At 38.1% G+C, this 23,106-nt stretch carries 13 protein-coding genes; 10 read left to right on the forward strand and 3 right to left on the reverse strand.

Features of this window, described 5'->3' with window-relative positions; translation table 11 throughout:
• Window positions 1-101 precede the first annotated feature (101 nt).
• The 4 genes from VB713_RS07840 (at window position 102) to VB713_RS07855 (ending at window position 6,449) form a co-directional block, all read left to right on the forward strand.
• Window positions 102-1,394, forward strand: coding sequence for a hypothetical protein (locus VB713_RS07840; RefSeq protein ID WP_323311003.1), 1,293 nt, complete (start codon window positions 102-104; stop codon window positions 1,392-1,394).
• Window positions 1,395-1,523: 129 nt separating this feature from the next.
• Complete coding sequence (gene acsF, locus VB713_RS07845; protein ID WP_323311004.1) at window positions 1,524-2,603, forward strand: magnesium-protoporphyrin IX monomethyl ester (oxidative) cyclase; 1,080 nt, start codon at window positions 1,524-1,526, stop codon at window positions 2,601-2,603.
• Window positions 2,604-3,585: 982 nt separating this feature from the next.
• Window positions 3,586-5,304: a putative bifunctional diguanylate cyclase/phosphodiesterase gene (locus VB713_RS07850; protein ID WP_323311005.1), complete on the forward strand. Its 1,719-nt coding sequence runs from the start codon at window positions 3,586-3,588 to the stop codon at window positions 5,302-5,304.
• 53 nt (window positions 5,305-5,357) lie between these two features.
• The gene (locus VB713_RS07855; RefSeq protein ID WP_323311006.1) at window positions 5,358-6,449 is read left to right on the forward strand and encodes a response regulator; all 1,092 of its coding nucleotides are present in this window, start codon (window positions 5,358-5,360) and stop codon (window positions 6,447-6,449) included.
• Window positions 6,450-6,539: 90 nt separating this feature from the next.
• On the opposite strand, the gene VB713_RS07860 is transcribed toward VB713_RS07855, so the two are convergent.
• Window positions 6,540-13,160 (reverse strand): PAS domain S-box protein, encoded by a 6,621-nt coding sequence (locus tag VB713_RS07860; RefSeq protein WP_323311007.1) that lies wholly within the window; start codon window positions 13,158-13,160, stop codon window positions 6,540-6,542.
• A gap of 617 nt (window positions 13,161-13,777) precedes the next feature.
• Between VB713_RS07860 and VB713_RS07865 the strand changes: the two genes are divergently transcribed.
• From VB713_RS07865 to VB713_RS07880, 4 genes are all read left to right on the forward strand, one after another.
• Entirely contained in the window at window positions 13,778-14,452 is a 675-nt protein-coding gene (locus tag VB713_RS07865) for a heme oxygenase (biliverdin-producing) (RefSeq protein ID WP_323311008.1), read from the forward strand.
• A 357-nt stretch (window positions 14,453-14,809) separates the two neighbouring features.
• Complete coding sequence (hemN, locus tag VB713_RS07870; protein ID WP_323311009.1) at window positions 14,810-16,192, forward strand: oxygen-independent coproporphyrinogen III oxidase; 1,383 nt, start codon at window positions 14,810-14,812, stop codon at window positions 16,190-16,192.
• Between the two features lie 238 nt (window positions 16,193-16,430).
• Window positions 16,431-16,703 carry a GlsB/YeaQ/YmgE family stress response membrane protein gene (locus VB713_RS07875; protein WP_323311010.1) on the forward strand — a complete coding sequence of 91 codons (273 nt, stop codon included), beginning with the start codon at window positions 16,431-16,433 and terminating at the stop codon, window positions 16,701-16,703.
• A gap of 40 nt (window positions 16,704-16,743) precedes the next feature.
• Window positions 16,744-17,433, forward strand: a complete 690-nt coding sequence (locus VB713_RS07880) for a manganese catalase family protein (RefSeq protein WP_323311011.1) — start codon at window positions 16,744-16,746, stop codon at window positions 17,431-17,433.
• Between the two features lie 463 nt (window positions 17,434-17,896).
• Here VB713_RS07880 and VB713_RS07885 read toward each other — a convergent pair whose 3' ends face one another.
• Window positions 17,897-19,159 (reverse strand): ABC transporter ATP-binding protein, encoded by a 1,263-nt coding sequence (locus VB713_RS07885; protein WP_323311012.1) that lies wholly within the window; start codon window positions 19,157-19,159, stop codon window positions 17,897-17,899.
• A gap of 99 nt (window positions 19,160-19,258) precedes the next feature.
• Window positions 19,259-20,626 carry a response regulator gene (locus tag VB713_RS07890; RefSeq protein WP_323311013.1) on the reverse strand — a complete coding sequence of 456 codons (1,368 nt, stop codon included), beginning with the start codon at window positions 20,624-20,626 and terminating at the stop codon, window positions 19,259-19,261.
• A gap of 607 nt (window positions 20,627-21,233) precedes the next feature.
• On the opposite strand from VB713_RS07890, the gene VB713_RS07895 reads away from it, so the two are divergent.
• Both VB713_RS07895 and VB713_RS07900 read left to right on the forward strand, forming a co-directional pair.
• Window positions 21,234-21,908, forward strand: coding sequence for a vWA domain-containing protein (locus VB713_RS07895; protein ID WP_042464439.1), 675 nt, complete (start codon window positions 21,234-21,236; stop codon window positions 21,906-21,908).
• A gap of 190 nt (window positions 21,909-22,098) precedes the next feature.
• Complete coding sequence (locus VB713_RS07900; protein ID WP_323311014.1) at window positions 22,099-22,881, forward strand: PP2C family serine/threonine-protein phosphatase; 783 nt, start codon at window positions 22,099-22,101, stop codon at window positions 22,879-22,881.
• Window positions 22,882-23,106: the final 225 nt, after the last annotated feature.

Genomic DNA, 23,106 nt, shown 5'->3' on the forward strand with positions numbered 1-23,106 from the left:
AAACTGGTTTACTAATTGCTGTTACTGTACCTCATAACAGCGGGAAGTGCTGTATCAAAAATTCAGTGGCATAATTAAAACAACTAAATCACTTTAAAAATATGAAACTCACAAATTTAAAACTTACCTTTGGGTTCATTTTAGCCAGTTGCTTCTTTTCTCAAGCTGCTTATACCCAAGATACTGCAACAACATTTAAACTAACTCAAGAAGCCATAAAATTACGTCAACAGGGTGCAATAGGATTAGAAACTTTTCTCAAATCTCATCTTAGCGATTTAACATCCCCACCCTCACCAGAAGTAAAAACAGCTTTAGAACAATTATGTCAACAACGAGATTGTTATGCTTCCAAATTGTATTGGTACACTGATTTAGAAAAAGCAAAAGCTGCTGCCAAAACTAGTGGCAAACCCATTCTTTCATTGCGATTATTAGGTAGATTAGATACAGACCTCAGTTGTGCCAATAGTCGATTTTTCAGAGTTGCCTTATATCCCAATTCAGAAATTTCTCAATTCTTGAGAGAAAACTTTATTTTACATTGGCAAACAGTACGACCCGTTCCCAAAGTAACAATTGATTTTGGAGATGGACGCAAGTTAGAAAGAACAATCACAGGTAATAGTATTCATTACATTTTAGATAATGCTGGTCGTCCCATTGATGCCATTCCCGGACTGTATGGACCAAAAGCTTTTCTTAAACAACTCAAACAAACAGAAGCAATAGCAACAGAGTTAAGTAAAAGTAGCGGCACAAAATATAAAAGTTTATTACAGCAATATCATCTTCGTCAGCTTGATGGAATTCAAAATCAATGGAGAGCAGATTTATCCCAATTGGGTATTCAATCTCCACCCCAATTAGTAGAAAATCCAATTAATTTAACTTCACCTCCTAGTGCAAGATTAGCAGGTTCTCTAGCAGTTTCTAAATCAGTAGTAGAAAGACCAATTATTAATTCAATTCAACCAGAAACATTAGATGTATCATCTAATTCATTGAAAATTATTGACCAAGCGACTTGGAATAAATTAGCTCAATTATATCAAAACGATGCTAGACTAGATACCAATAGCATAGCTTTAATTCAAGCTAAGAAATTACCAAATACAACAGACAGAAAAAATTTATCTAAAGTAATTCGTAATTTTGAAACAGTTATGGCTTTAGATACCGTCAGAAATGAATATATCCTACATAGGCAAATTCACCAATGGTTTTTAGAAGAAAATGAAACATCTGATGTAAATAAACTCAATGAAAAAGTTTATGCTGAACTGTTTTTAACACCTAGTTCTGATCCTTGGTTGGGTTTAGCAAATAATGATACTTATAATGCAATTGATAATGGTGGCATTGTTGAAAATCCTGTATCCAGAAGCCGCTGAAATTTCAGGCAATTGCTCAAGCTGATCAGGTATTTTCGTACAATTTATTTTCAATAATTTAACTGATGACTACTAATAACTATTTATGCTTAGATAATTATAAAAGCATAAAATAGTCAAAGGAGTATCATGGTTAAGTCTTTAGAAACTCCCCCAGTTGAGTTATTGAAACCAGGTGTCAAAGCACCTGTTCAAGAAACATTATTAACACCCCGTTTTTATACCACAGACTTCGATGCTGTGGCTAAAATGGATATTTCTGCCTATGAAAACGAATTAAGGGCAGTGGTAGACGAACTGAAGGCAGATTATAACCGTCATCACTTCGTTCGTGATGATGAATTTAAACAGTCTTGGGATCACATTGAAGGGGAGAAAAGGCTGGCTTTTCTTGACTTTTTAGAACGTTCTTGCACTTCAGAGTTTTCTGGGTTTTTACTGTTTAAAGAATTATCTCGCCGTATCAAAGACAGTAACCCTCTACTATCAGAAGCATTTGGTTATTTAGCACGAGACGAAGCACGCCATGCGGGTTTTCTAAATAAATCAATGGCAGATTTTAATCTTTCCCTTGATTTAAGTTATTTAACTAAAAATCGCACCTATACATTTTTTCCTCCAGAATGGGTGATTTATACTGTTTACCTATCGGAGAAAATTGGTTACTGGCGTTATATTTTAGTCTATCGCCACATGGCAAAAAATCCAGAATTCCAGTTTTATCCCCTATTTCGCAAATTTGAAAGCTGGTGTCAGGACGAAAATAGACACGGGGATTTTTTCAAGGCTTTATTACGTTCTCAACCCCAGTTATGGAATAATTGGAAAGCACGATTATGGGTGCGGTTCTTTTTATTAACTGTATTTGCTACTCACACAATGACAGTATTTGAACGGGCGAGTTTCTATGAAATATTAGGTATTCATCCCCGTAAATACAATAATCAGGTGATTGAAGAAACCAACAAAACTGCTGCTAGGGCATTTCCAATTATCTTAAACACAAATCACCCCTACTTTTTCTGGTTTTTAGAACAATGTGCAATCAATAACCAGAAATTAATTGAACTCAATAACAGCAAAGATTGGGGAATTATCAAGAAGTTCTTCAAAAAAATTCCATTGCTGAAGAATATCGTTTGGTATATGTTGCGGCTTTACCTCATCAAACCAATCAATGTGGAAGCAATTCGTGAAACGGTGTGTTAATTTTCTGGTGATCTTTGGCAGTTTTTATAATTATTAATTGCTACTCTTGCGTAATTCCTAATATTTTTAAATTCAATACCATTTTTTTATAAGGATGCAGTTAAAACCCATCTAAACTGCGTCTACTTTGAAACCCATAGTTATTGAATAGCCTTTAAAATATTGATTCAGATATTGATACAAAAATATTTACAGCACTTCCCGGTGTTATGAAGTACAAGAACCCCACCCCCAACCAATACTTGTCGGTTAAGCTCAAAAAATGAAATTAGGTAGGTTGGGTTGAGGAACGAAACCCAACATTTACAGGCATTTGTTGGGTTTCACTATCGTTCAACCCAACCTACAAAAATTCTTAACCGAGCAGTATTGCACCCCCAACCCCCTCCCCCTTCGGGTTTACCAGTCGCCTACGGTGGGAAACCCGCCTACAGCGCTGTTTCACCGCAAGCGATGAGGGGGCTAAGATGTACCTCATAAGAGCTTTTTGCAATTTGGACAAGGTATTGAGTTGTGAACGGTATTTGTTTAACATATCCTTGATGGGAGGCGTTAGGCATACCGCAGAGACAGACAAAAAAAGGGGGGTGTTCACATCTTATTTAGGATCGCTATACGTTTTCTAAAAAAATAGAAATAGCTGTATTCTTTTAGTGTTAACAGGTTGAGGTTTATGTGGCTTATGCCATGCTATCAGCAAACTCTGAATTGGTTAGTAGCAAATGATTTTCGACATTTGACACACCCTACCAGAGACGTTGAGCGTCACGCTTACGTAAATCTTTAAAAGATATAATTAATCATACTTACATTTCGTAAATATTACTTACGAAGCAATACTTAGGCAAGTCTTAATATTAATTAAACATTCATCATTTATCACGAAGCGCAAAGAACTAGTAATTAGTCATAATAAAGTATTAAGATTGACAAATGCCGCAGTCTGAATTGTTACTTTTAGTTTGACCCAATCTATATGGATATGATTCTGATCATTGAAGATGAGCCTCAAATACGAAACAACATTCAGGAAATTCTGGATATGGAGGGATTTGCTACAATCACCGCAGAAGACGGATTACAAGGGTTGGAGATGGCTGTAGAACATCAGCCAGATATTATTATTTGTGATCTGATGATGCCTAGATTAGATGGATATGGACTGATTAAAGAACTGCGTCAAAAGCCAGCTACTGCGGAGATTCCGTTCATTTTTCTCACTGCTAAAGCAGAACATCGTGATTTCCGTCAGGGAATGATGCTAGGTGCAGACGATTATTTAACTAAGCCGTTTGAAGTTTCTGAACTTCTCCAAGTAATTTCGACTCGACTAGAAAAACGCAAAATTGTTGTCCAACGTTACAGAGAGCAGATTGAGCAGATGGAAGCTCAAATCCATTATCTGGCTCGTCATGATAGCTTAACTCGTTTACCGAATCAATTCTCTTTGGAAGAATATTTCAATAGAACTCGTTTTCAAGCTTACAATCAGGGTCAATTTTTGCCCTTATTGCTGATTGATATAAATATCCTCTACCACACTAAATTATTATTTGAACCCAATTTAAGACCCTTCTTATTAAAGAATATAGCAGAAAGATTAAATCAAATAGACCCTAACAATCAAATTATTGACTTGATAGCTTACTTAAAAACAGACCACCTAGCGTTGTTGTTAAAGCCAGTTCTTGATAGTACAGTTACTGCGGGTATTGCACAACATATTTTAGATAGTTTATCGCTACCCATTATTTTCAATAATCAGGAAATTTATGTGCAAACTAAAATTAGTATTACTTGTTATCCAGATGATGGTTTACAAATTAGTGAATTATTAACTCATGCAGAAGTTACCCTAGAGCATTACAAGTTAGATAATACGTCTGCTTATTATTTTTATAATCAGGAAATTCTCAACATTGTTTTCAGAAAAATTCTTTTAGAATCCGACTTTGTTCAAGCACTAGAAAATAATGAATTTCAGCTTTACTATCAACCTCAAATAAATGTTAAAAATGGAAAACAAATTGTTGGGTTAGAAGCATTAATTCGTTGGAAACATCCAGAATATGGAATGATTTCTCCAGCAGAATTTATTCCTATTGCTGAAAATTCGGGCTTTATTATTCCATTGGGAGAATGGATTTTAAAAACAGCTTGTTTACAATTAAAAGATTTACAAACAGCAGGATTTGGTGATTTTAAAATAGCTGTAAATATATCGGCTCGTCAATTTAGCCAAGACAATTTCATTGAACGTATTAATGATATGATTACCAGCATCAATTTTAATCCAAAATTATTAGAGTTGGAATTGACTGAAACTATACTTATTCAAGATATTGAACTAGTAAAAAGCAAAATCAATAAATTAATGGAAGATGGAATTCAATTCTCAATTGATGATTTTGGCACAGGATACTCATCATTTAAGTATCTTCAGGAATTTTCTTTTAGTCACTTGAAAATAGAGCGGTATTTTATCAGTAATATTGATAAAATTGGCAACAAGCAATCAATTGTTAAAAGTATAATTCAGTTAGCAAATATGTTGAATGTCAATATCATTGCAGAAGGTGTAGAAACTAAAGAAGAGCTAAATTGGCTCCAGGAAAATAATTGTTTTGTGATCCAAGGATATTTTTTCAGTCCTCCTCTAGCAATAGAAGACTTGAAAATATTTTTGCAAGCCAATAACTAAATAATTTTCAAATAAAATATTTATTCATTAACTCAGATAAATCCAAAAAAAAGATGAGAAAAATTCTAATCATTGAAGATGAGCCTCAAATCAGAAACAATATCCAAGAAATATTGGAATTATCAGATTTTGAGACACTAGTTGCAGAGAATGGGTTACAAGGTTTGGAGTTAGCTCAAGAAAAACATCCTGATTTGATCCTTTGTGATTTGATGATGCCTGAGTTAGATGGTTATGGTGTATTAACTCAACTTCGTCAGAATATTGCTACTGCTACAATTCCTTTAATTTTCTTAACTGCTAAGTCGGATCGATCTGATGTACGTCGAGGTATGGAACTTGGTGCTGATGATTACCTAATTAAGCCTTTTCAGCCGGATGAATTACTCCAAGCTATTGCGACTAGACTAGATAAACAATCTTTAATTGATCAACAAACTCAGCAAAAATTAAATGATTTAAGCAGTTGTATAACCCACTCATTACCCCATGAAATTAATACCCCTCTTAATCATATTATAGGATTATCAAAGTTATTGATTGAAGAGCAAGACATACTTTCTGATGAAGAGAATTTAGAAATGCTAGAATCAATTCATCGATCTGCTCTAAGGCTATATAGATTGACCCTTAATTTTATGGTGTATGCAGACTTAGAGTTATTAGCATCTAATCCCGAAAAAATTGCGAATTTCCGCAATCATGAAGTCAAAAATTTTGTAAAATCAGCTATTGAAAATGTAGCTACAAAGTCTGCTAACAATGCTAATAGGTTGGCAGATTTAAAGATGGAAATAGCAGATGCAATGATCAATGTTTCTTCGGTGAAAGTTGGTAAAATTATTGAGGAGATAATTGATAATGCTTTTAAATTTTCTCAGCCAAATACACTAGTAAAAATAATAGGATATAGTAGTAATCACGCCTATCATTTGTATATAATTGACCACGGACGCGGTATGACTAAGGAGCAGATTTCCGGAATTAGAGCTTATGTCCAATTTGAAAGAAAAATGTATGAACAACAAGGTTCTGGTTTAGGATTATTAATTGCTAAGAGGTTGGTAGAACTCCACGGAGGAGAGTTTTCAATTGAGAGCATACCTGGCAAACAAACTATTGTGAGGATTCTTTTTCCCCAGTAAATTGGCTCATACCAATTATATATGAGGTTGAAGACTATTCTTCCCTCCTTCTAATTCTTCCTCCTGACTCCTGACTCCTGAATCCCAGCCCTACTCATTTTTTGCTGATAAAAGTTGTTGCATTATAGTTACAAGTTGCTTGAGTATTACAGGCTTTGTTAGATAGTAGTCTGCGCCGGCTGCTAAACATTTTTCCTGATCACCGGGCATAGCTAAAGCTGTTAAGGCAATGATGGGAATGTTTGCCAATTTTGGTTCTACTCGAATTAACTTGATTGCTTCCATACCATCTATTCCCGGCATTTGAATATCCATTAAAATCAGATTGGGATTTTGTTCTTTGGTCAGTGCGATCGCTTGCTGACCGTTTTTTGCCAAAATAATACGGTATCCCTTGGCCTCTAAATAATTAGAGAGGGTAAAAATATTAGCTTCATTGTCTTCTGCCAACAAGATGAGAGGAGATTCTTGTGGTGTGTTGTTGGCAATAGAGTTTACATCCGATGATATCTGCTGGAATGACTCCTGGGAAGACTCAGAAACTTGACCGCAGGGTAAATCAAAAGAAAAGCGGCTTCCCACACCGATTTCACTGCTTACTCCCACCTGTCCACCATGTATTTCCACAATCCGCCTAACGAGAGCAAGTCCTAAACCAGTTCCAGCATATTGGCGGTTTAAGGAACTATCAATTTGCATGAAAGGTTGAAATAGTTTATTGATATTTTCTGGGGCGATACCAATGCCTGTATCAATGACTGCAATCTGAATCGAGTTTCGCAGAGATGTCATATCTGCTTCAGGGGCAAGTTGTTGGTGGGTAACTTCTAAGGTGATATGCCCTCCTTCTGGAGTGAATTTCACAGCATTATTGAGTAAGTTAATTAAAACTTGGCGGATACGTCTTTCATCTAGCAACAATTCTGGCAGATTGGGTTGAATCTTCACTTCCAGATGAATGTGTTTTTGAAAGGCTTGTTGTTTGATAAAGGACAAACTGGATTGGCAAAGGGGACTGATAGCTACTTGACTATAGTGTAATTCCAGTTGCCCGGCTTCAATTTTTGATAAATCCAGGATGTCGTTAATTAATTCCAACAGGTGGTTGCCACTACGCTCGATGGTTTGCAAACCCCGTCTTTGTCTCTCGTTGATCATTCCCATTACTTCATCTTGCAATGCTTCCGATATGCCGAGAATAGCATTCAGGGGGGTGCGTAGTTCATGGCTCATATTAGCAAGGAACTCATCTTTAAGACGGGTAGCGCGGGCTAGTTCGTGATTGAAGGCAGCGAGTTGTTTATTTGTCTGATGCAGTTGTTCTTCAGCTAGTTTGCGTTGACTAATATCTGTCACCCGGACAAGGTTCATTTTCTGGTCGGCTACAGTAATTTGCTTGGCGGCCAGACTGCCCCAAAAGAAATCATCTTTGAAGGTCTTGTATTCAATTTCCTGACTCCAAAAGCCTTGTTTATTCATATCCTCTACAATTACTTGCATCTCTTCGGAGGTGAATTGCAGCTTTTGTAACTCATGTCCGTCAATATTAATCAGATCAATTTTATTGGTAGCTGCAAACATTTCCACTGCCCGGTTGTTACAGTCTATAGTTTTGAAGGTTTCTGTATCGACTAGGAATAGGGCATCAGCTGATTCATTAAAAATTGCCTCTCGTAAATCCCGACTGCGGATAATCTCAGCTTCTGCTAGTTTGCGATTGGTGATGTCGTAGTTAACACCGATCATCCGTTGGGCTTGCCCTTGAGAATTGTGCTGAACAATTGCATAGCCTTTGAGGATGCGAATTGTGCCATTGGACAAGATAATTCTAAATTCGATATCTAGTTCTCGATCTTCGGCAATAACTTGTTGGACAGTCTCGCGGATAGTGACTCTATCATCAGGATGAACAAATTGCTCAAATTTTGCCCAAGCTCCCTGACTGGGGTCAAAATTCAGAGGTGTAACACCGAAGATTTCATACATCTGTTCATCCCAAACCAGGGAATCGTTGATCAAATCCAAATCCCAAATGCCAATTTTTGCGGATTTGACTGCCAAACTCAGGCGATCTGATAAACTGCGGAGTTGTACTTCTGCTGCTTGCAACTGGGCTTCTGATTGTTTGCGTTCACTGATGTCGAAGTTAATACCGATCATCCGTTGGGCTTTGCCCTGGGAGTCCCACTGGATGAGGGCATGGGCTTTAATAAATTTGATTGTGCCATCAGGCCAGATCACCCTAAATTCAGACTCGAAGTCGCTTTCGCCGGTAATAGCTTGCTGGATAGCGACACGGCAAAATAAAATATCGTCGGGATGCAAGCTTGCTTCCCATGCTTGGTAAGCACCTGTAAAGTCTGAAGCTTGTACGCCATAGAGTTCGTACATTTGGTCATCCCAGAGGAGGCAATCGTTAACCATATCCCAGTCCCAGATGCCAATTTGAGCAGATTTGATGGCTAGATCCAATCTGTCTGATAAGTTGCGGAGTGCGATTTCAATTTTTTTGCGTTCGGCTTCCATTCGCGCTCTTTCGCTAATATCGAGAATTAATCCATCCCATAAAATATCACCGTTGGCTTGTTTTTGAGGTTGAGCAACGCCCTGTATCCATTTGATATGACCGGATGGGGTAATGATTCTGCCTTCCCATGACCATTGCTGTAAAGAAGAGGCTGAACGGATCATAGACTCTTGCAATGTGGGTAAATCATCTGGATGGGTCATGTTAAATAAAACATTGCGATCTTTGAGGATGGTAACTGATGGCAGTTCATACAGTTCTCGACAGCGATCGCTAATATATACAAATTTATGGGAGCCATCAGGATGGAGCAGATATTGATACATTACCCCAGGGACATTGGCTGCAATCCGCTGGAATCGGACTTCATTTTGGTGTAAAGCTGCTTCTGAAAGTTTGCGGATGGTGATATCCCTATCCATGCCGCGATAGCCTCGAAAGTCTTCATTTTCATCAAAAATAGGAACTGCGCTTGTCTCTAAAGTAATCAGTCTGCCGTCTTTATGTAGGTGAATATTTTCTAAGCATTGAAAGGGAGCTTGAACTAAGATGAATTTCATAAACTGTGTTAATACCCTTAGTGCTTCTTCTGGCGGCATTAAATGAAAGGGAGTTTTGCCTAAAACTTCTTCTGGAGAATATCCCAAAACGTCAAAAATTTGCGGACTGGCGTATGTATAAATCCCACATTCATTAATTTCCCACACCCAATCACTTGATGTTTCGACAAGATTACGGAAGCGTTTTTCACTTTGTTGTAGTTCTGCTGTGCGTTGGGTAACTTGGGTTTCTAAAGTCTGATTTTGTTCTTCTAGAATTTGCAACAGGCGATCGCGTTCTTCTTCTGTATACTTGCGATCTGTAATATCCTCTGCCATCGCACCAATGCGGTAAATTTCTCCAGATGCATTCCTAATGGGGAAACATCTTCCCCTAATCCACCGCATCGATCCATCAGGTCGAATAATCCGGTATTCTTCGTTTAAGAATATCTGCCCACCAGCATTTTGATAGGCGCTATGAATGCGCTGACGATCGCTAGGGTGCAAAAAATTCATCCAGGAATCAGGATTTTCATACAAGCTTTCGCTGGGTTGTTTCCAAATTTTCTCATAGGCTGGGCTGACATAAAGTAACTTTCCTGAATCAATCTGACGCAGTAAAATTACTTCTCGACTGTTTTCTGCAAACTGCCGAAATTTCTCTTCACTAGCTTTCAGTGCATCCTCAGACTGTCTGCGCTCAGTGATATCTTGGCTCATGAGGATGCCTGCAATGACACTGCCCTGATCATCGCGCACAGGGATATTATGGGTAATGTAAAAGCGATCGCGGTAAGGAACTTCTGCAATCACAGATTCTCCAGCTAGAGCTTGCTGTAACAGAGGTGCAATCATTTCTGTTACCTCTGGTGTAAAAATTTCCCAAATCGTTTTGCCTTCCATTTCTGCTTTGCTCAAACCAGCACTAGCTAGTCCTAAGCCTCCCACCAGTAGGTATCGCAGGTTATGGTCAAACAGCGCAACCATGCCATTGGGAAAGTTATCTACTAATGAACGATAAAGCTGCTCACTGCGACGTAAGTCTTTTTCTGCTTGTTTGCGACGATTGATGTCTGTAATCGTCCCGATGTATCCTCTTACCGTTCCTTCTTGGTCTAGTTCGGGAACTGCTTGCCCAAATACCCAGATTTCCACCCCATCAGGTTGCTGAAACCGATATTCCAAATTAAAAGTTTTGCCTGTTTGGATATATTGATTCCATTCCGCTGCAATCATTTCTCGATCTTCCGGGTGTAACCCTCTAGTCCAGCCGAAACCTGCGGCTTCTTCAGGAGTTAATCCAGCAATTTGACACCAGCGGTCGTTGACATACAAACAATTTCCCGCTGTATCGGTGCGGTAAATACCAACGGGAGCTGATGCGGCTAGAGTTGCATAGCGGCGTTCACTTTTCTGTAATGCCTTCTCCATCTCTTTGCGTTCTGTAATATCTTCATAGCTGACGAGAACGCCAATTATTTCACCAGTAGGGGAGAGCAGGGGGATTTTATTAGTGCGTAACCATTTAGCAAGGTTTTCACCGTTTGTAAATGGTTCTTCAAGATTGAATTGAGGTACACCAGACTCCATGACTAAGCGATCGCCTGTCTGGTAAAGTGGTGCTTGATCTTTCCAGGGCATATCAAAGTCAGTTTTGCCAATGATGTCTCCTGGAGATGATATTCCCGCATCTAAAACTAGTTGCCGATTGCAGCCCAAGTAACGGCAGTTTCTATCTTTCCAAAAGATGGCCATAGGTAGGCTATCCATGACCAGTTGCAACAAAATTTGGCTTTCCTGAAATGCCTGTTCTGCCTGTTGGCGAATAATCTCGCTGCGTTTGGCTGTGCTGATGTCTCGTGCCACCCAAATTACTGCTTCTGATGAAATTGGTGAAACTTTGGCACTAAACCAAACGTGTTGATTGGCAATTTGTAAGCTGTATTCGCATTCTACGGATTCTTGTCTAGCTAGAGTTTGCTCGATCATGCTCACAAACAGGTCTGCTACATGACCAGGTAAAACTTCATGGACAGTTTTACCAAGTACTTCTTGAGTAGGTCGGTAAAGCTTATCTGTATTGGTAGGAGCAATTTTGAGATAATGTCCCTGTCTATCTAGCACCACAATCACATCAACCATGGCGTTGAAAAGTCCTCGCAGTTCAATTTCCGAGGTTTTTAGAGCTTGTAGAGCGTTTTGACATTTACTTTCAACACGCTTTTTCTCAGTAATATCTCGCCCCTCTGCAATCAGCATTAGTATCTGTTCTGATTCATTCTTGAGGGGACGGAGAGAAAAATCTATGGTAGCTACCTGACCTCCAGCACCCAAAACATCTACTTCATAGCGGATAAATTCGCCTTGGGCTGCACGAGCGATATTTTTCTTTAAGTTGTCCTGCGTTACCTGAGAAATTTGCCACCAAGAGGCTTCCCAAAAAGGTCGATTGATGACATCTTCTAGTTTTATACCGCCAAAGTTTAAAGCTGTCTGGTTGGCTTCGAGTAAGATGCCTTCGGTTGTTAGTAGTTCTGTAAACTGAAAAGAGTTATTGAAAATAGCCCGAAATCTGCGCTCACTAGCTTGCAGTTGCTGCGTCCGTTCTTTTACCTTCTGCTCTAGAGAGGTATTGAGATTTTGGAGATTTTCATAGAGTTCTGCTTGTTGAATGGCCACAGATAGCTGTACAGAAAGTTGCTGGAGTAGATCCAGTTCATTTGTTTGCCACTCACGAGTCGCGCTGCACTGATGAGCAATCAGTAACCCCCAAAGTACATGAGCAGAAGATTGAGAAACAGGCAATAATGTCAAGTTTCCTGTCTGCTTCTTGTCTTCTGCTCCCTGTCTCATGGCTTCTGTGTTCAGAAAAATGGGTACAACCAGATGAGCCTTGACTTGAAATTGCTCCAGCAGGTTGAGATAAGCAGATGTTAGTCCAGCATCATAAATATCAGAAATTGCCCGGATTTTGTAATCACGATAGCTTCTGCCATTGTTTTCTAATAAACTGTCCTGGATTTGAAGATTGAGGACAGCTTTCCACGGAGATAGTACGGATTCAGCAACGATTTTACCATTCATTCGCTGATCAAACTGGTACACTATTACCCGATCTGTTTTGAGAAGTTCCCGAATTGCTTGAACGGCTGTTTTCAGAATTTCTTCTAAATGCAAAAACTGACGAATGCGGAATGAGATCCCAGCAAACAACTGTTTTTGCTGCTCCTGCATCTGAATCTGTTTGATGAGGCGGATTTTTTCTAGGGCAGTATGAATACCCCTGAGGAATCCATCAGAGGTGAGTTTGCTTTTGACTATGTAGTCGAGGACACCATTTTTCATGGCTGCAACTGCGATCGCTTCATCCCCTTGGTTTGCTAACATGATCACTGGAATTTGCATACCAAATTGCGATCGCAACTGGCTCAAAAATTCTAGCCCATCCACATCTGGTAGTTGATAGTTTAGCAGTATTAAGTCTGGCTGACTTTCAGCCAATTGGGTTAATGCTTCTAATCCAGATTCAGCTTCAAGTACATCATAAGTGGCAGTTCTATCCTGATTTAAATAACGGCAGTATAGTAACCGATCTTCTGGCGCACTCTCCAGAATCATAATTGAGTAATGGGAGATTGCCATAGCTTTATCCGTAATTCTACAGTTTTAATTACATTTGAGCGTAGCTGTTTTTCTAAATTATCACAAAATTGCCAAAATCAGTCATTGTTGTTAATACAATATCTTGTCCAAATTGGAATTGCTGCTTGATTTGTGGAACGTGAACGTATCCCTGCGGGACACTGCGTGAACGCGGAGCGTGGCGTAAGCCATACCCAACAAATGCGTTGGGTTGCGCTGTCGCTTAACCCAACCTACAGAAAATGGATCAGGTATTGTTAATAGTCCGGTAAATGAGGTCTAATTAACTTTTATTTACGAGTATATACATAAACTCAGTGATTGTTCTAAACTCAAGTATTTTTTTCTATAAAAACAACTTATAGAGCAATTTTACTTAGTTAAAGTCTAAAGAAATAGGACTATATTTACATTTTTTAGAAGATTAATAGTTAAATATTTTGTAAGATATCAAAAATATCCAGGATCTACATCAGAAGCGGTATCTGCTGGATAGATTAGTGCAGAAACCACATATCTCTACAAAAGCGATTTTTTAACGTTGACATCGACGGTGAACTGATAAACAAGTCGATGACATTCTGGAAATTTGGCACTTGAACATGAAGGAAGCAACCATGAGTAATAATTTAGCCATCAAACTGCGTTCTGGTACTCAACAAGCTCATACAGACGCAGAAAATGTTGGCTTCATGAAATGTTTTGTCCAAGGTGTTATAGATAGAGACTGCTTTATTCAATTGTTGAGGAATTTTTATTTTGTTTACAGTGAACTAGAAGCAGCAATTGAGAAAAATAAACAACATCCTGTGATTAGTGTCGTTTATTTTCCTGAGCTAAATCGTCAAGCTTCCCTAGAAAAAGACATGGAATTTTATTATGGAAGTCAATGGTATAAGCGGATTGCACCTACAACTGCCGCTCAAAATTATATTGCTCGCATCCAAGAAATATCTGCTCATGAACCTGCATTATTGTTAGGTCATTCCTATACTCGTTATTTGGGTGATCTTTCTGGAGGACAAATGCTACAAAAAATTGCTCAATCAACTTTAAAACTTTCTGGATATGCAGGAACTTCTTTTTATAACTTTGAGCAAATTCCAGATAAACAAGCATTCAAAAACAAGTATCGTCAAGCATTAGATACCGTACCAATTAATGATACAACTGCTGATCAAATTGTAGCAGAAGCTAACCATGCTTTTTATTTGAATATGGAAATAATTAAGGAATTAGAAAATATTTTAATATTAGCTCTTGGTCGCGCTACATACAACGATTTGGTTTAATGAGGTAATTCTGTGAATAAATTGATAAATTACGCAAAATATTGCCTAAACTATTGTTATTTTGCGTTTTTTACGGTTTATTAAAAATAGTAGAATTTACAACTAAACTAGTTTGTGTAGTCGTGAATTCTATTTACTACAACTGGTTTATAGTATTTTTGATCAAAACCGGGTTTCTTGACGTAAGTCCTAGCTAGTTCGTTTCAGTCTTTCAAGCTGAAGCATACAAATATATTGGCAATTACTAATCAAATAATTGTCAATTTAACAACATAAATTGGAAAAACTAACCATAAGTATTTCCACAAAACTGCTATGACCACTAGGCACTAAACTCACAGATACTCGGAGGTTTTGATGGTTTTTCTATTACCTGGTGTCAAATTTGATCTGGATCTGATTAAGAAGTATGATACTCGCGCTCCCAGATATACCAGCTACCCGCCTGCGACAGAATTAAGTGAAACATTTACTGCCAAAGATTTTCAAACGGCAATAACCGCTTCTAATCAAAGAAAAACCCCCCTATCTTTGTATTTCCATATTCCCTTTTGTCAGAGTGCTTGTTATTTTTGTGGCTGTAATACGGTAATTTCTAATAACAAGAATATTGCTAAACCCTATCTACAGCATTTAGCACAAGAAATCAAGAATACAACAGAATTAATTGACACCAGCAGAAAGGTGCTTCAGATTCACTGGGGTGGTGGTACACCTAATTATTTGGAACTGCATCAAGTAGAATTTTTGTGGAATAAGATTAACCGTTATTTCAATATTGATGCTCAAGCAGAAGTTTCAATTGAAATTAACCCCCGCTATGTCAATAGAGACTATATCAAGTTTCTCAGAGATATTGGATTTAATCGGATTAGTTTTGGTATCCAAGACTTTAACCCTAAAGTGCAAGCAGCAGTCAACAGAGTCCAGCCAGAAGCATTGTTATATAATGTGATGGATTGGATTAAAGAGGCAAATTTTGCTAGTGTCAATGTAGACTTAATTTATGGTTTACCCTACCAAACTCTGCATACTTTCCGGGAAACTGTACAAAAAACAATCGCTCTCGATCCTGACAGAATTGTCGTCTTTAATTTCGCCTATGTACCTTGGATCAAGACTGTGCAAAAAAGGATACCTGAAGAATCCCTACCCACAGCACAGGAAAAGCTAGATATTCTCAAAATGACCATCGAGGAGTTAACAAATAACGAGTATTTGTTTATTGGTATGGATCATTTTGCTAAAACTAACAATGAATTAGCGATCGCTCAACACAATGGTACTCTAAAACGTAACTTCCAAGGCTACACCACCCACGCGGAAACAGAGCTATTTGGCTTCGGTTCTACATCTATTAGTATGCTAGAAGATGCTTATGCTCAGAACCACAAGGGATTAAAAGATTATTATCAGTCCGTCATAGCAGGTGTTATTCCCACCAGTAAAGGTATCAAACTCACTCAGGATGATATCATTAGACGTGATGTAATTATGTCAATTATGTCTCACTTCCAGCTACATAAGTCAGACATTGAACAAAAATATCACATCAATTTTGATGGATATTTCTCCCAAGAACTAGAAGAATTAAAACCCCTCGCAGCTGATGAATTAGTAAATTTGTTAGCTGATGAAATTCAAATTACAGATAGTGGTAGATTACTAGTGAGAAATATTGCTGTCGTTTTTGATACACATACAAAAACTAGAGCCACAAAATTCTCTCGTGCCATTTGAAGATTTGGTAATAGACATCCGAGTGAAAACTTTGTAGAGACGTTCCATGTAACATCTCTACATTTTTTTTACTCCTATGTTTAGTTTTCAATTGAGTAAACTACATTCGCTATCGACTTTAAAAATCTACACCTTTTGATTTCAACATTTATCTCATCTGGTAGAAATAATCATGATTAATCACTGATAAATTCGATTATAGGTTAGATGTGAATATGTGAGCTTTGAGGAAATAATTATGAATATTATTGCTTGGATCATTTTGGGAATATTGGCTGGTGCGCTTGCTAAAGCTATTTATCCTGGTTATCAAGGCGGGGGGATTCTCTCAACAATGATTTTAGGTATTGTTGGTGCATTTATTGGCGGTACTGTATTTACACTTCTACGCACAGGAACGCTACAACTGACATCGGCTACATTTAGTCTTCCCGGTTTTTTAGTGGCAATTATTGGCTCAATGATTGCTATTTTTTTATGGGAATTTTTCCAAAAACGCAGTAGAGCCTAATTAAGATAATTAGGCTGAACTTAATAGGAGAACAAAGGATATGTTTTTTCACAAAAAAGATCCGATTCATGCAGTCACAGTTAATGAATCAAACCCTCGTTTTGCTCAATTACTTCTAGAGCAATTTGGTGGTGCAACTGGAGAACTATCAGCAGCTTTGCAATATTGGGTACAATCTTTCCATGTAGAAAATGCTGGTATTCGGGATATGCTTCAAGACATAGCCATTGAAGAATTTGGTCATTTGGAGATGGTTGGTAAACTCATCGAAGCGCATACCAAAAATACGGATCAAACAGAAGCTTACAAAAGTACTCTTTTTGCTATCCGAGGAGTTGGACCTCATTTTCTCGATAGTCAAGGAAATGCTTGGACTGCAAATTATTTGAATGAGGGTGGAGATGTAGTCCGTGATTTACGTGCTAATATTGCCGCAGAAGCTGGCGCACGTCAAACTTACGAACAGTTAATTAAATTAGCAACAGACGAAGGCACTAAAGAAACTTTGGTACATTTGTTAACGAGAGAAATTTCTCATACCCAAATGTTTATGAAAGCGCTAGATTCTTTGGGTAAGTTAACAGATCCTTTCTTTGGTAATATTCAACCAGATGAAACTGTCTCTCTCTACTACAACTTATCAACAGATGGAACCGAGCCAGGGCAGCGTGGCCCTTGGAATTCTGAACCAACATTTACTTACATCGCCAATCCTTTAGAGCTTAAGTAAGTGTCACCCTAAATTGAGAGCATCCCCATTTTACAAAAATATCGCCAATTGTCATTCTGTATCCCTAATGGAAGGCTTAGAGAACTCCACAAAAAAGATGATCCAATCTTGTGGGATGCTTAATTGCATTTATATTTATATCTGCGGTAAGCAAGCTACAGCATGACAGTAAACTTTCACATTGGGGATGCTTCCCACTAAATATCTATTGTAGGGTGCATCAGACTCCATAAATCCTGCAAATGCACCGTTTTAACAAACAGTGATATACTTCGCAAGTCCACTATTTGAGCTTTTGCTTAAAGAGAATATATGGATCAGGACTTACGCACTAGTCACGGAATATCGAACCGCAGAGGACGCAGAGGACTCAGAGGACTCAGAGGACTCAGAGTTTGAGAGTTTTTTGCGTAAGTCCTATGGATATAAAAACGCAAGTTATTACCTTCTCAAGTAGAATTGATTATTTTGGAAATATGGCTAATTCGGTTTCTGGGTCAAAAAAGTGTAGTTTATCAGGTACTAAAGATAACCAAAGTTGCTCACCGATCTTTATAATTCTATCCGGTGGAACTCTTGTTTGTAAGGCTTGACCATTTTTATTTGTTAAATCAGGATCAGCAATTCTTACGGATAAAAAAGTATCATTTCCTAGGTTTTCTACTAATTCTACTTTGACGGGTAAATTTTTAGTTGCAGGTACACTTAAATTTAAATGTTCTGGACGAATTCCTAAAATTAAGGTTTGTCCATCGTATTTTTGCAATGCACTTCCCCACACATCTGGAAGGGTAAAGCGAAAGTTTGAGTGGGTAATTAATAAAGGTGCGTGAAAATCTACCGGAATAAAATTCATTGGTGGTGAACCGATGAACTCAGCTACAAAGCGGTTAGCTGGATAATTATATAGTTCTAATGGTGCGGCAACTTGTTGTATTTTACCTTCTGACATGATGGCGATGCGATCGCCCATTGTCATCGCTTCAGTTTGATCATGGGTGACGTAAATCGTTGTCGTTCCTAGCTGACGCTGTAATTTGACAATTTGAGCGCGAGTCTCTGCCCGTAATTTAGCATCCAAGTTAGATAATGGTTCATCCATTAAAAATACTTGAGGATTGCGTGCGATCGCTCTTCCTAATGCTACCCGTTGCCTTTGTCCCCCGGAAAGTTGTTTCGGTAAACGATTTAACAAAGTTTCAATTTGTAACAACTGAGCAACACCCCGCACTCTTTCATCTACAGCCCGTTCTTTTTCAGAAACATAACGGAGTCCCTTGGGTAGCTTCCTAGTTATCCCCACAAAAATATCTTCTCGCCATTTGGTAATTTTATCTGCCCCTGCGTCCCCAAATCGACGACGTAAACCAAAAGCGATATTGTCATAAACAGTCATATGGGGATAGAGGGCGTAACTCTGAAACACCATTGCTATATCGCGTTCTTTCGGTGGTAAATCATTAATCAAGCGATCGCCCACCGAAATATTGCCACCAGTCATCACCTCCAAGCCAGCGATTAACCGCAACAAAGTGCTTTTACCACAACCAGAAGGCCCCACCAATACCATAAACTCACCATCCGCAATGGTCAAATTAATCCGTCGTAAGACATTAATACTATCCCCACCTTCCCTTCCTGATGGTGACTGCTGCTGAGTCGTCACATTTTCCCCCTTTCGAGGAAGAAAACTTTTATAAACATTTTCTAATACAACTTGTGCCACGAGTAATTACTTTAATAGTTAGTTTTCAGTTGTCATTGGAGGTGGAAGGGAACAGGTGACAAGAAAAGATAATATTCTTCCCCATCTCCCCAGTCTCCTTCATGCTAAATGCATAAAAATCATTTTTAGTAATTCAGCACGTGTAAAAGGCTTAGTTAAATACCCAGATGCGCCGACTAATCTGGCTTTTACCTTATCGACAATTCCTTTATTTCCTGTAACAAAAATGATGGGAATTTCTTTAAAAAATGAATTATTGCGGATGATTCGACATAACTCATAACCATCAATACCAGCCATATTTAGATCTAGCAAAATTAAATCAGGCTTATGTCTAATAATAGACATAACTGCTTTGACTGGATCATTAATAGTTACAACAACAACATTCTCATCCTCTAAACAACGGCTTATTTCTTTGAGAATCGTCGGACTATCATCGACAGAAATAATTTTGTAGGTTTTTTTAGCAGTTATAGTAGCAGCGTTTACGTTTTGCTCATCAGGTTCTATGTTATTTGGTATAGTTACCAGTTGCAGATTTTCTTGTGGTAGATCAGAAATTTCAAGTATAGAGTGTTCTATAGTAGTACTCGTATCTGGTGATAATCCTGTATTGGATAATTGCTGATAAGTTTCTGTTGTTCCATATGGAGAAGATAATGAAAAATCGGCAAATGTTTTAGGCAACGTATCAAATGGAGGATCTGGTGCATGCAAGATAATCGAACCTTGCAGGATATGTGGATATAAAGTTCGAGCCAGTTCCACTTCATCTTGATTCATAATGACTGCCAAATGACGCAGACTAAAACCCTTCATCCAATTAGTTAGATTTTGCTGTAACTCTGGTAGTTGTTTGTCATAAAATTTACTGTTAATCAACAGATATGGACGCTGATAAGGAGAAGATATTTGGGGAATAAAAGACTGCCAATTTTGTAGCCGCTTTTGGCAGCGTTCCATAATATTTTCTACATCCAGTTTACAAATTTTGGGAATGCTATCAATTGGTTCAGTTAATTTATACGTTCCTTCTGGAATTAATAAAAATGATTCAATCACCTCTTTAACTAACTCTTGAATCAGTAATGCTGCTTGGGTAGAAAGGAGATGTTTTTGATCCACAAGCCAGTAAATAGCCTGATATTCTGGTGGTTGGTTGATAAATTTATCATTAGATTCACTTAACAAAGTTGGCCAGTCAGGTTCAAAACTCATCCGTAGTTGTACACGAACTTCATTAGTCAGTAGAGGAATTTGTTGACTCAAGCGACGCATTTGCCGCTCTAACCTGTCAAATGGTTCTACTGAATGTGTAGCATAGGTGATTTTGCCTTGATCGAAGAATATTGACCATGACACCGAATTGCTCAATACTTGTAAACAAGTAGTATCAGAAGAATTAGTTAATTGTCTTAATAAACGTTCCGGAGATAGTTTGCTAAAAGTGCCAGTATTATTCATATTTTTACATTTTTTCCCGAAGAATTGACTTAGTATTGAGAAAGAAGAGATTTCGGGATCAGGTATTTTCTTCCCTTGCCAATCTCTTTATAAACTAATCATGTTATTGGCAAATATTATGTATCTATCACCAGCTATATCAATTACTCCTTGGTCGTTTGCTTACATAATACTACTAGGCTGGAAATTATCATCGTATTTTCAAAATGATCCAAATTTTCTGTTTTCATTTTTACATGGTGGCAATAATTATCAAATTTCTGAATTGATTAGGAACCTATAATTAGCCAAATTTCCACATAAAATCTTTAAATTTTTTTGGGAATAAATGTATATATTGATTATTGTATTCTTAATTTTTCATGATAATTTATGTATGGTAGCTCCACTACAAAAAGTAATGTTTACCCCTGATAAATCCACCTGCTTCTAAACTATATAATGATGCAAATTTCCTGAAATTGAGAATTTGACAAGAATAATTTGGTTAATGAAGTTGACGCTATCTACCGATAAATACCATACTTGTAGTTGTACTAGTATTGGAAATTATATACTTTGAGAAAAGGAAATTAAAGCTTTGGACTATAACATAACACAAAAGGTTATGCTGGATACACTAAAACTAGATGAAGTCGTAGAGTTTGCAGAAAACCCGGAACCACGTTGTCCATGCGTGCTATTGCTGGATACATCTGGCTCAATGCAGGGAGAACGAATTGAAGCCTTAAATCAAGGCTTACTGAGTTTTAAAGATGAACTGGTAAAAAATTCCTTGGCAGCGAGACGGGTAGAGGTAGCAATTGTTACTTTTGATAGTCATGTCAATGTAGTACAAGATTTTGTAACGGCAGACCAATTCAACCCGCCTATTTTAACAGCCCAAGGACTAACGACGATGGGTGGGGGAATTCATAAATCATTAGAAATAATTCAAGAACGCAAATCGCAGTATCGTGCTAATGGTATTGCTTACTATCGTCCTTGGGTATTTATGATTACTGATGGTGAACCGCAAGGTGAGCTAGATGAGGTGATTGAGCAAGCAGTGCAGCGTCTACAAGGAGATGAAGCCAATAAGCGTGTTGCCTTTTTTACAGTCGGAGTAGAAAATGCTAATATGACGCGTTTAAATCAAATAGCTGTGCGTACTCCTCTCAAATTGCAAGGACTAAACTTTATTGAAATGTTTGTTTGGCTTTCAGCGAGTATGTCAGCTGTATCTCATTCTAAGGTAGATGAACAAGTGGCACTACCGCCAATTGGTTGGGGGTCTGTTTAACAGTTATTAGTTGTCAGTTATCAGTTATGGCTGTAGTCAGATAGGCTAGGACAGCGCTAGTTACTTAAAGCCTTGAAGCAAATGGGTTTATACTCAGCACGGGCTAAACGCCTTGCTACCGCTTACAGCAGTTTCCATATTATCCACCTTGGGACTGATAACTCCTCATTTTAGCTGTTAGAACCAATTTATGAACAGATCAAAACAGATTTCTCAATGGCGAATAGTAGCCGCGTCCGTATGTGGTACTAGCCATATCAAAAACAAACAACTGTGTCAAGACGCTCATCATTGGCAGATATTGCCAAATAATGTATTAGCGATCGCAGCCGCAGATGGTGCAGGTTCTGCCAGCATGGGAAAAGTGGGAGCAATGATTGCGGTAGAAACGGCAATAGAACATATTTCCAACTGCCCAGAAATTACGCCCAACACCCTTGCAGATGATAACCTCTTGCGTGCTTTGCTGACAGATACCATATTAGCCAGCAAAAAAGCGATAGAAGAAGAAGCGGATGTGAGCGAGCATTTGCCCCATGATTTAGCAACTACCTTAATTATTGCGATCGCTACACCAGAAATTATCGCAGTAGCCCAAATTGGTGATGGTTTAGCTGTAGCCAAGGATAGTACAGGCAACTTATTGGCACTTACCATCCCTAACAACGGTGAATACATCAACGAAACAACCTTTTTAACTTCACCAGATGCTTTAGAGACAGCACAAATAAGAATATTGCGTCAAAACATAGTTAATATTGGTGTTCTCACCGATGGACTACAAATGCTGGCTTTGAATATGGTTGTGGGTGAACCGCACAAACCTTTCTTTTTTCCTTTATTTGAATTTGTAGCCAATTCTGACGATAAAATCGTAGCTAAAGAGCAATTAGTGAAATTCTTATGCTCTGATCGAATTACCCAACGTACAGACGATGATTTGACCCTAGTTATAGCAGCATTAGGCAACTGATGAGCAAGGTCGATTGGGTAAGGTTTAAAGTGCATACTGCAAGGTTCAGGGTGAGGGTTTTTCCCAAGTCCCCGTCCCGCCTTTAGCATATTCCTGTCGAGACGCTACGCATTAGCTAAACTATCTCATTCGTAGATCGTTTCTGAAGGACATAGAGAACAAGAGATATGTCATTCGCATTCTTCTTGAAAAGACAGGTCAGTTACTGCAAATTGGGTCTTGAAC

The organism is Anabaena cylindrica UHCC 0172 (assembly GCF_034931625.1).
Taxonomy (GTDB): Bacteria; Cyanobacteriota; Cyanobacteriia; order Cyanobacteriales; family Nostocaceae; genus Anabaena; species Anabaena cylindrica_A.

Excerpts from the sequence above, each read along its gene's own strand:
- VB713_RS07840 (WP_323311003.1), top strand. The coding sequence starts at position 102 with ATGAAACTCACAAATTTAAAACTTACCTTTGGGTTCATTTTAGCCAGT.
- acsF (WP_323311004.1), top strand. The coding sequence starts at position 1,524 with ATGGTTAAGTCTTTAGAAACTCCCCCAGTTGAGTTATTGAAACCAGGT.
- VB713_RS07850 (WP_323311005.1), top strand. The coding sequence starts at position 3,586 with ATGATTCTGATCATTGAAGATGAGCCTCAAATACGAAACAACATTCAG.
- VB713_RS07855 (WP_323311006.1), top strand. The coding sequence starts at position 5,358 with ATGAGAAAAATTCTAATCATTGAAGATGAGCCTCAAATCAGAAACAAT.
- VB713_RS07860 (WP_323311007.1), bottom strand. The coding sequence starts at position 13,160 with ATGGCAATCTCCCATTACTCAATTATGATTCTGGAGAGTGCGCCAGAA.
- VB713_RS07865 (WP_323311008.1), top strand. The coding sequence starts at position 13,778 with ATGAGTAATAATTTAGCCATCAAACTGCGTTCTGGTACTCAACAAGCT.
- hemN (WP_323311009.1), top strand. The coding sequence starts at position 14,810 with ATGGTTTTTCTATTACCTGGTGTCAAATTTGATCTGGATCTGATTAAG.
- VB713_RS07875 (WP_323311010.1), top strand. The coding sequence starts at position 16,431 with ATGAATATTATTGCTTGGATCATTTTGGGAATATTGGCTGGTGCGCTT.
- VB713_RS07880 (WP_323311011.1), top strand. The coding sequence starts at position 16,744 with ATGTTTTTTCACAAAAAAGATCCGATTCATGCAGTCACAGTTAATGAA.
- VB713_RS07890 (WP_323311013.1), bottom strand. The coding sequence starts at position 20,626 with ATGAATAATACTGGCACTTTTAGCAAACTATCTCCGGAACGTTTATTA.
- VB713_RS07895 (WP_042464439.1), top strand. The coding sequence starts at position 21,234 with ATGCTGGATACACTAAAACTAGATGAAGTCGTAGAGTTTGCAGAAAAC.
- VB713_RS07900 (WP_323311014.1), top strand. The coding sequence starts at position 22,099 with ATGAACAGATCAAAACAGATTTCTCAATGGCGAATAGTAGCCGCGTCC.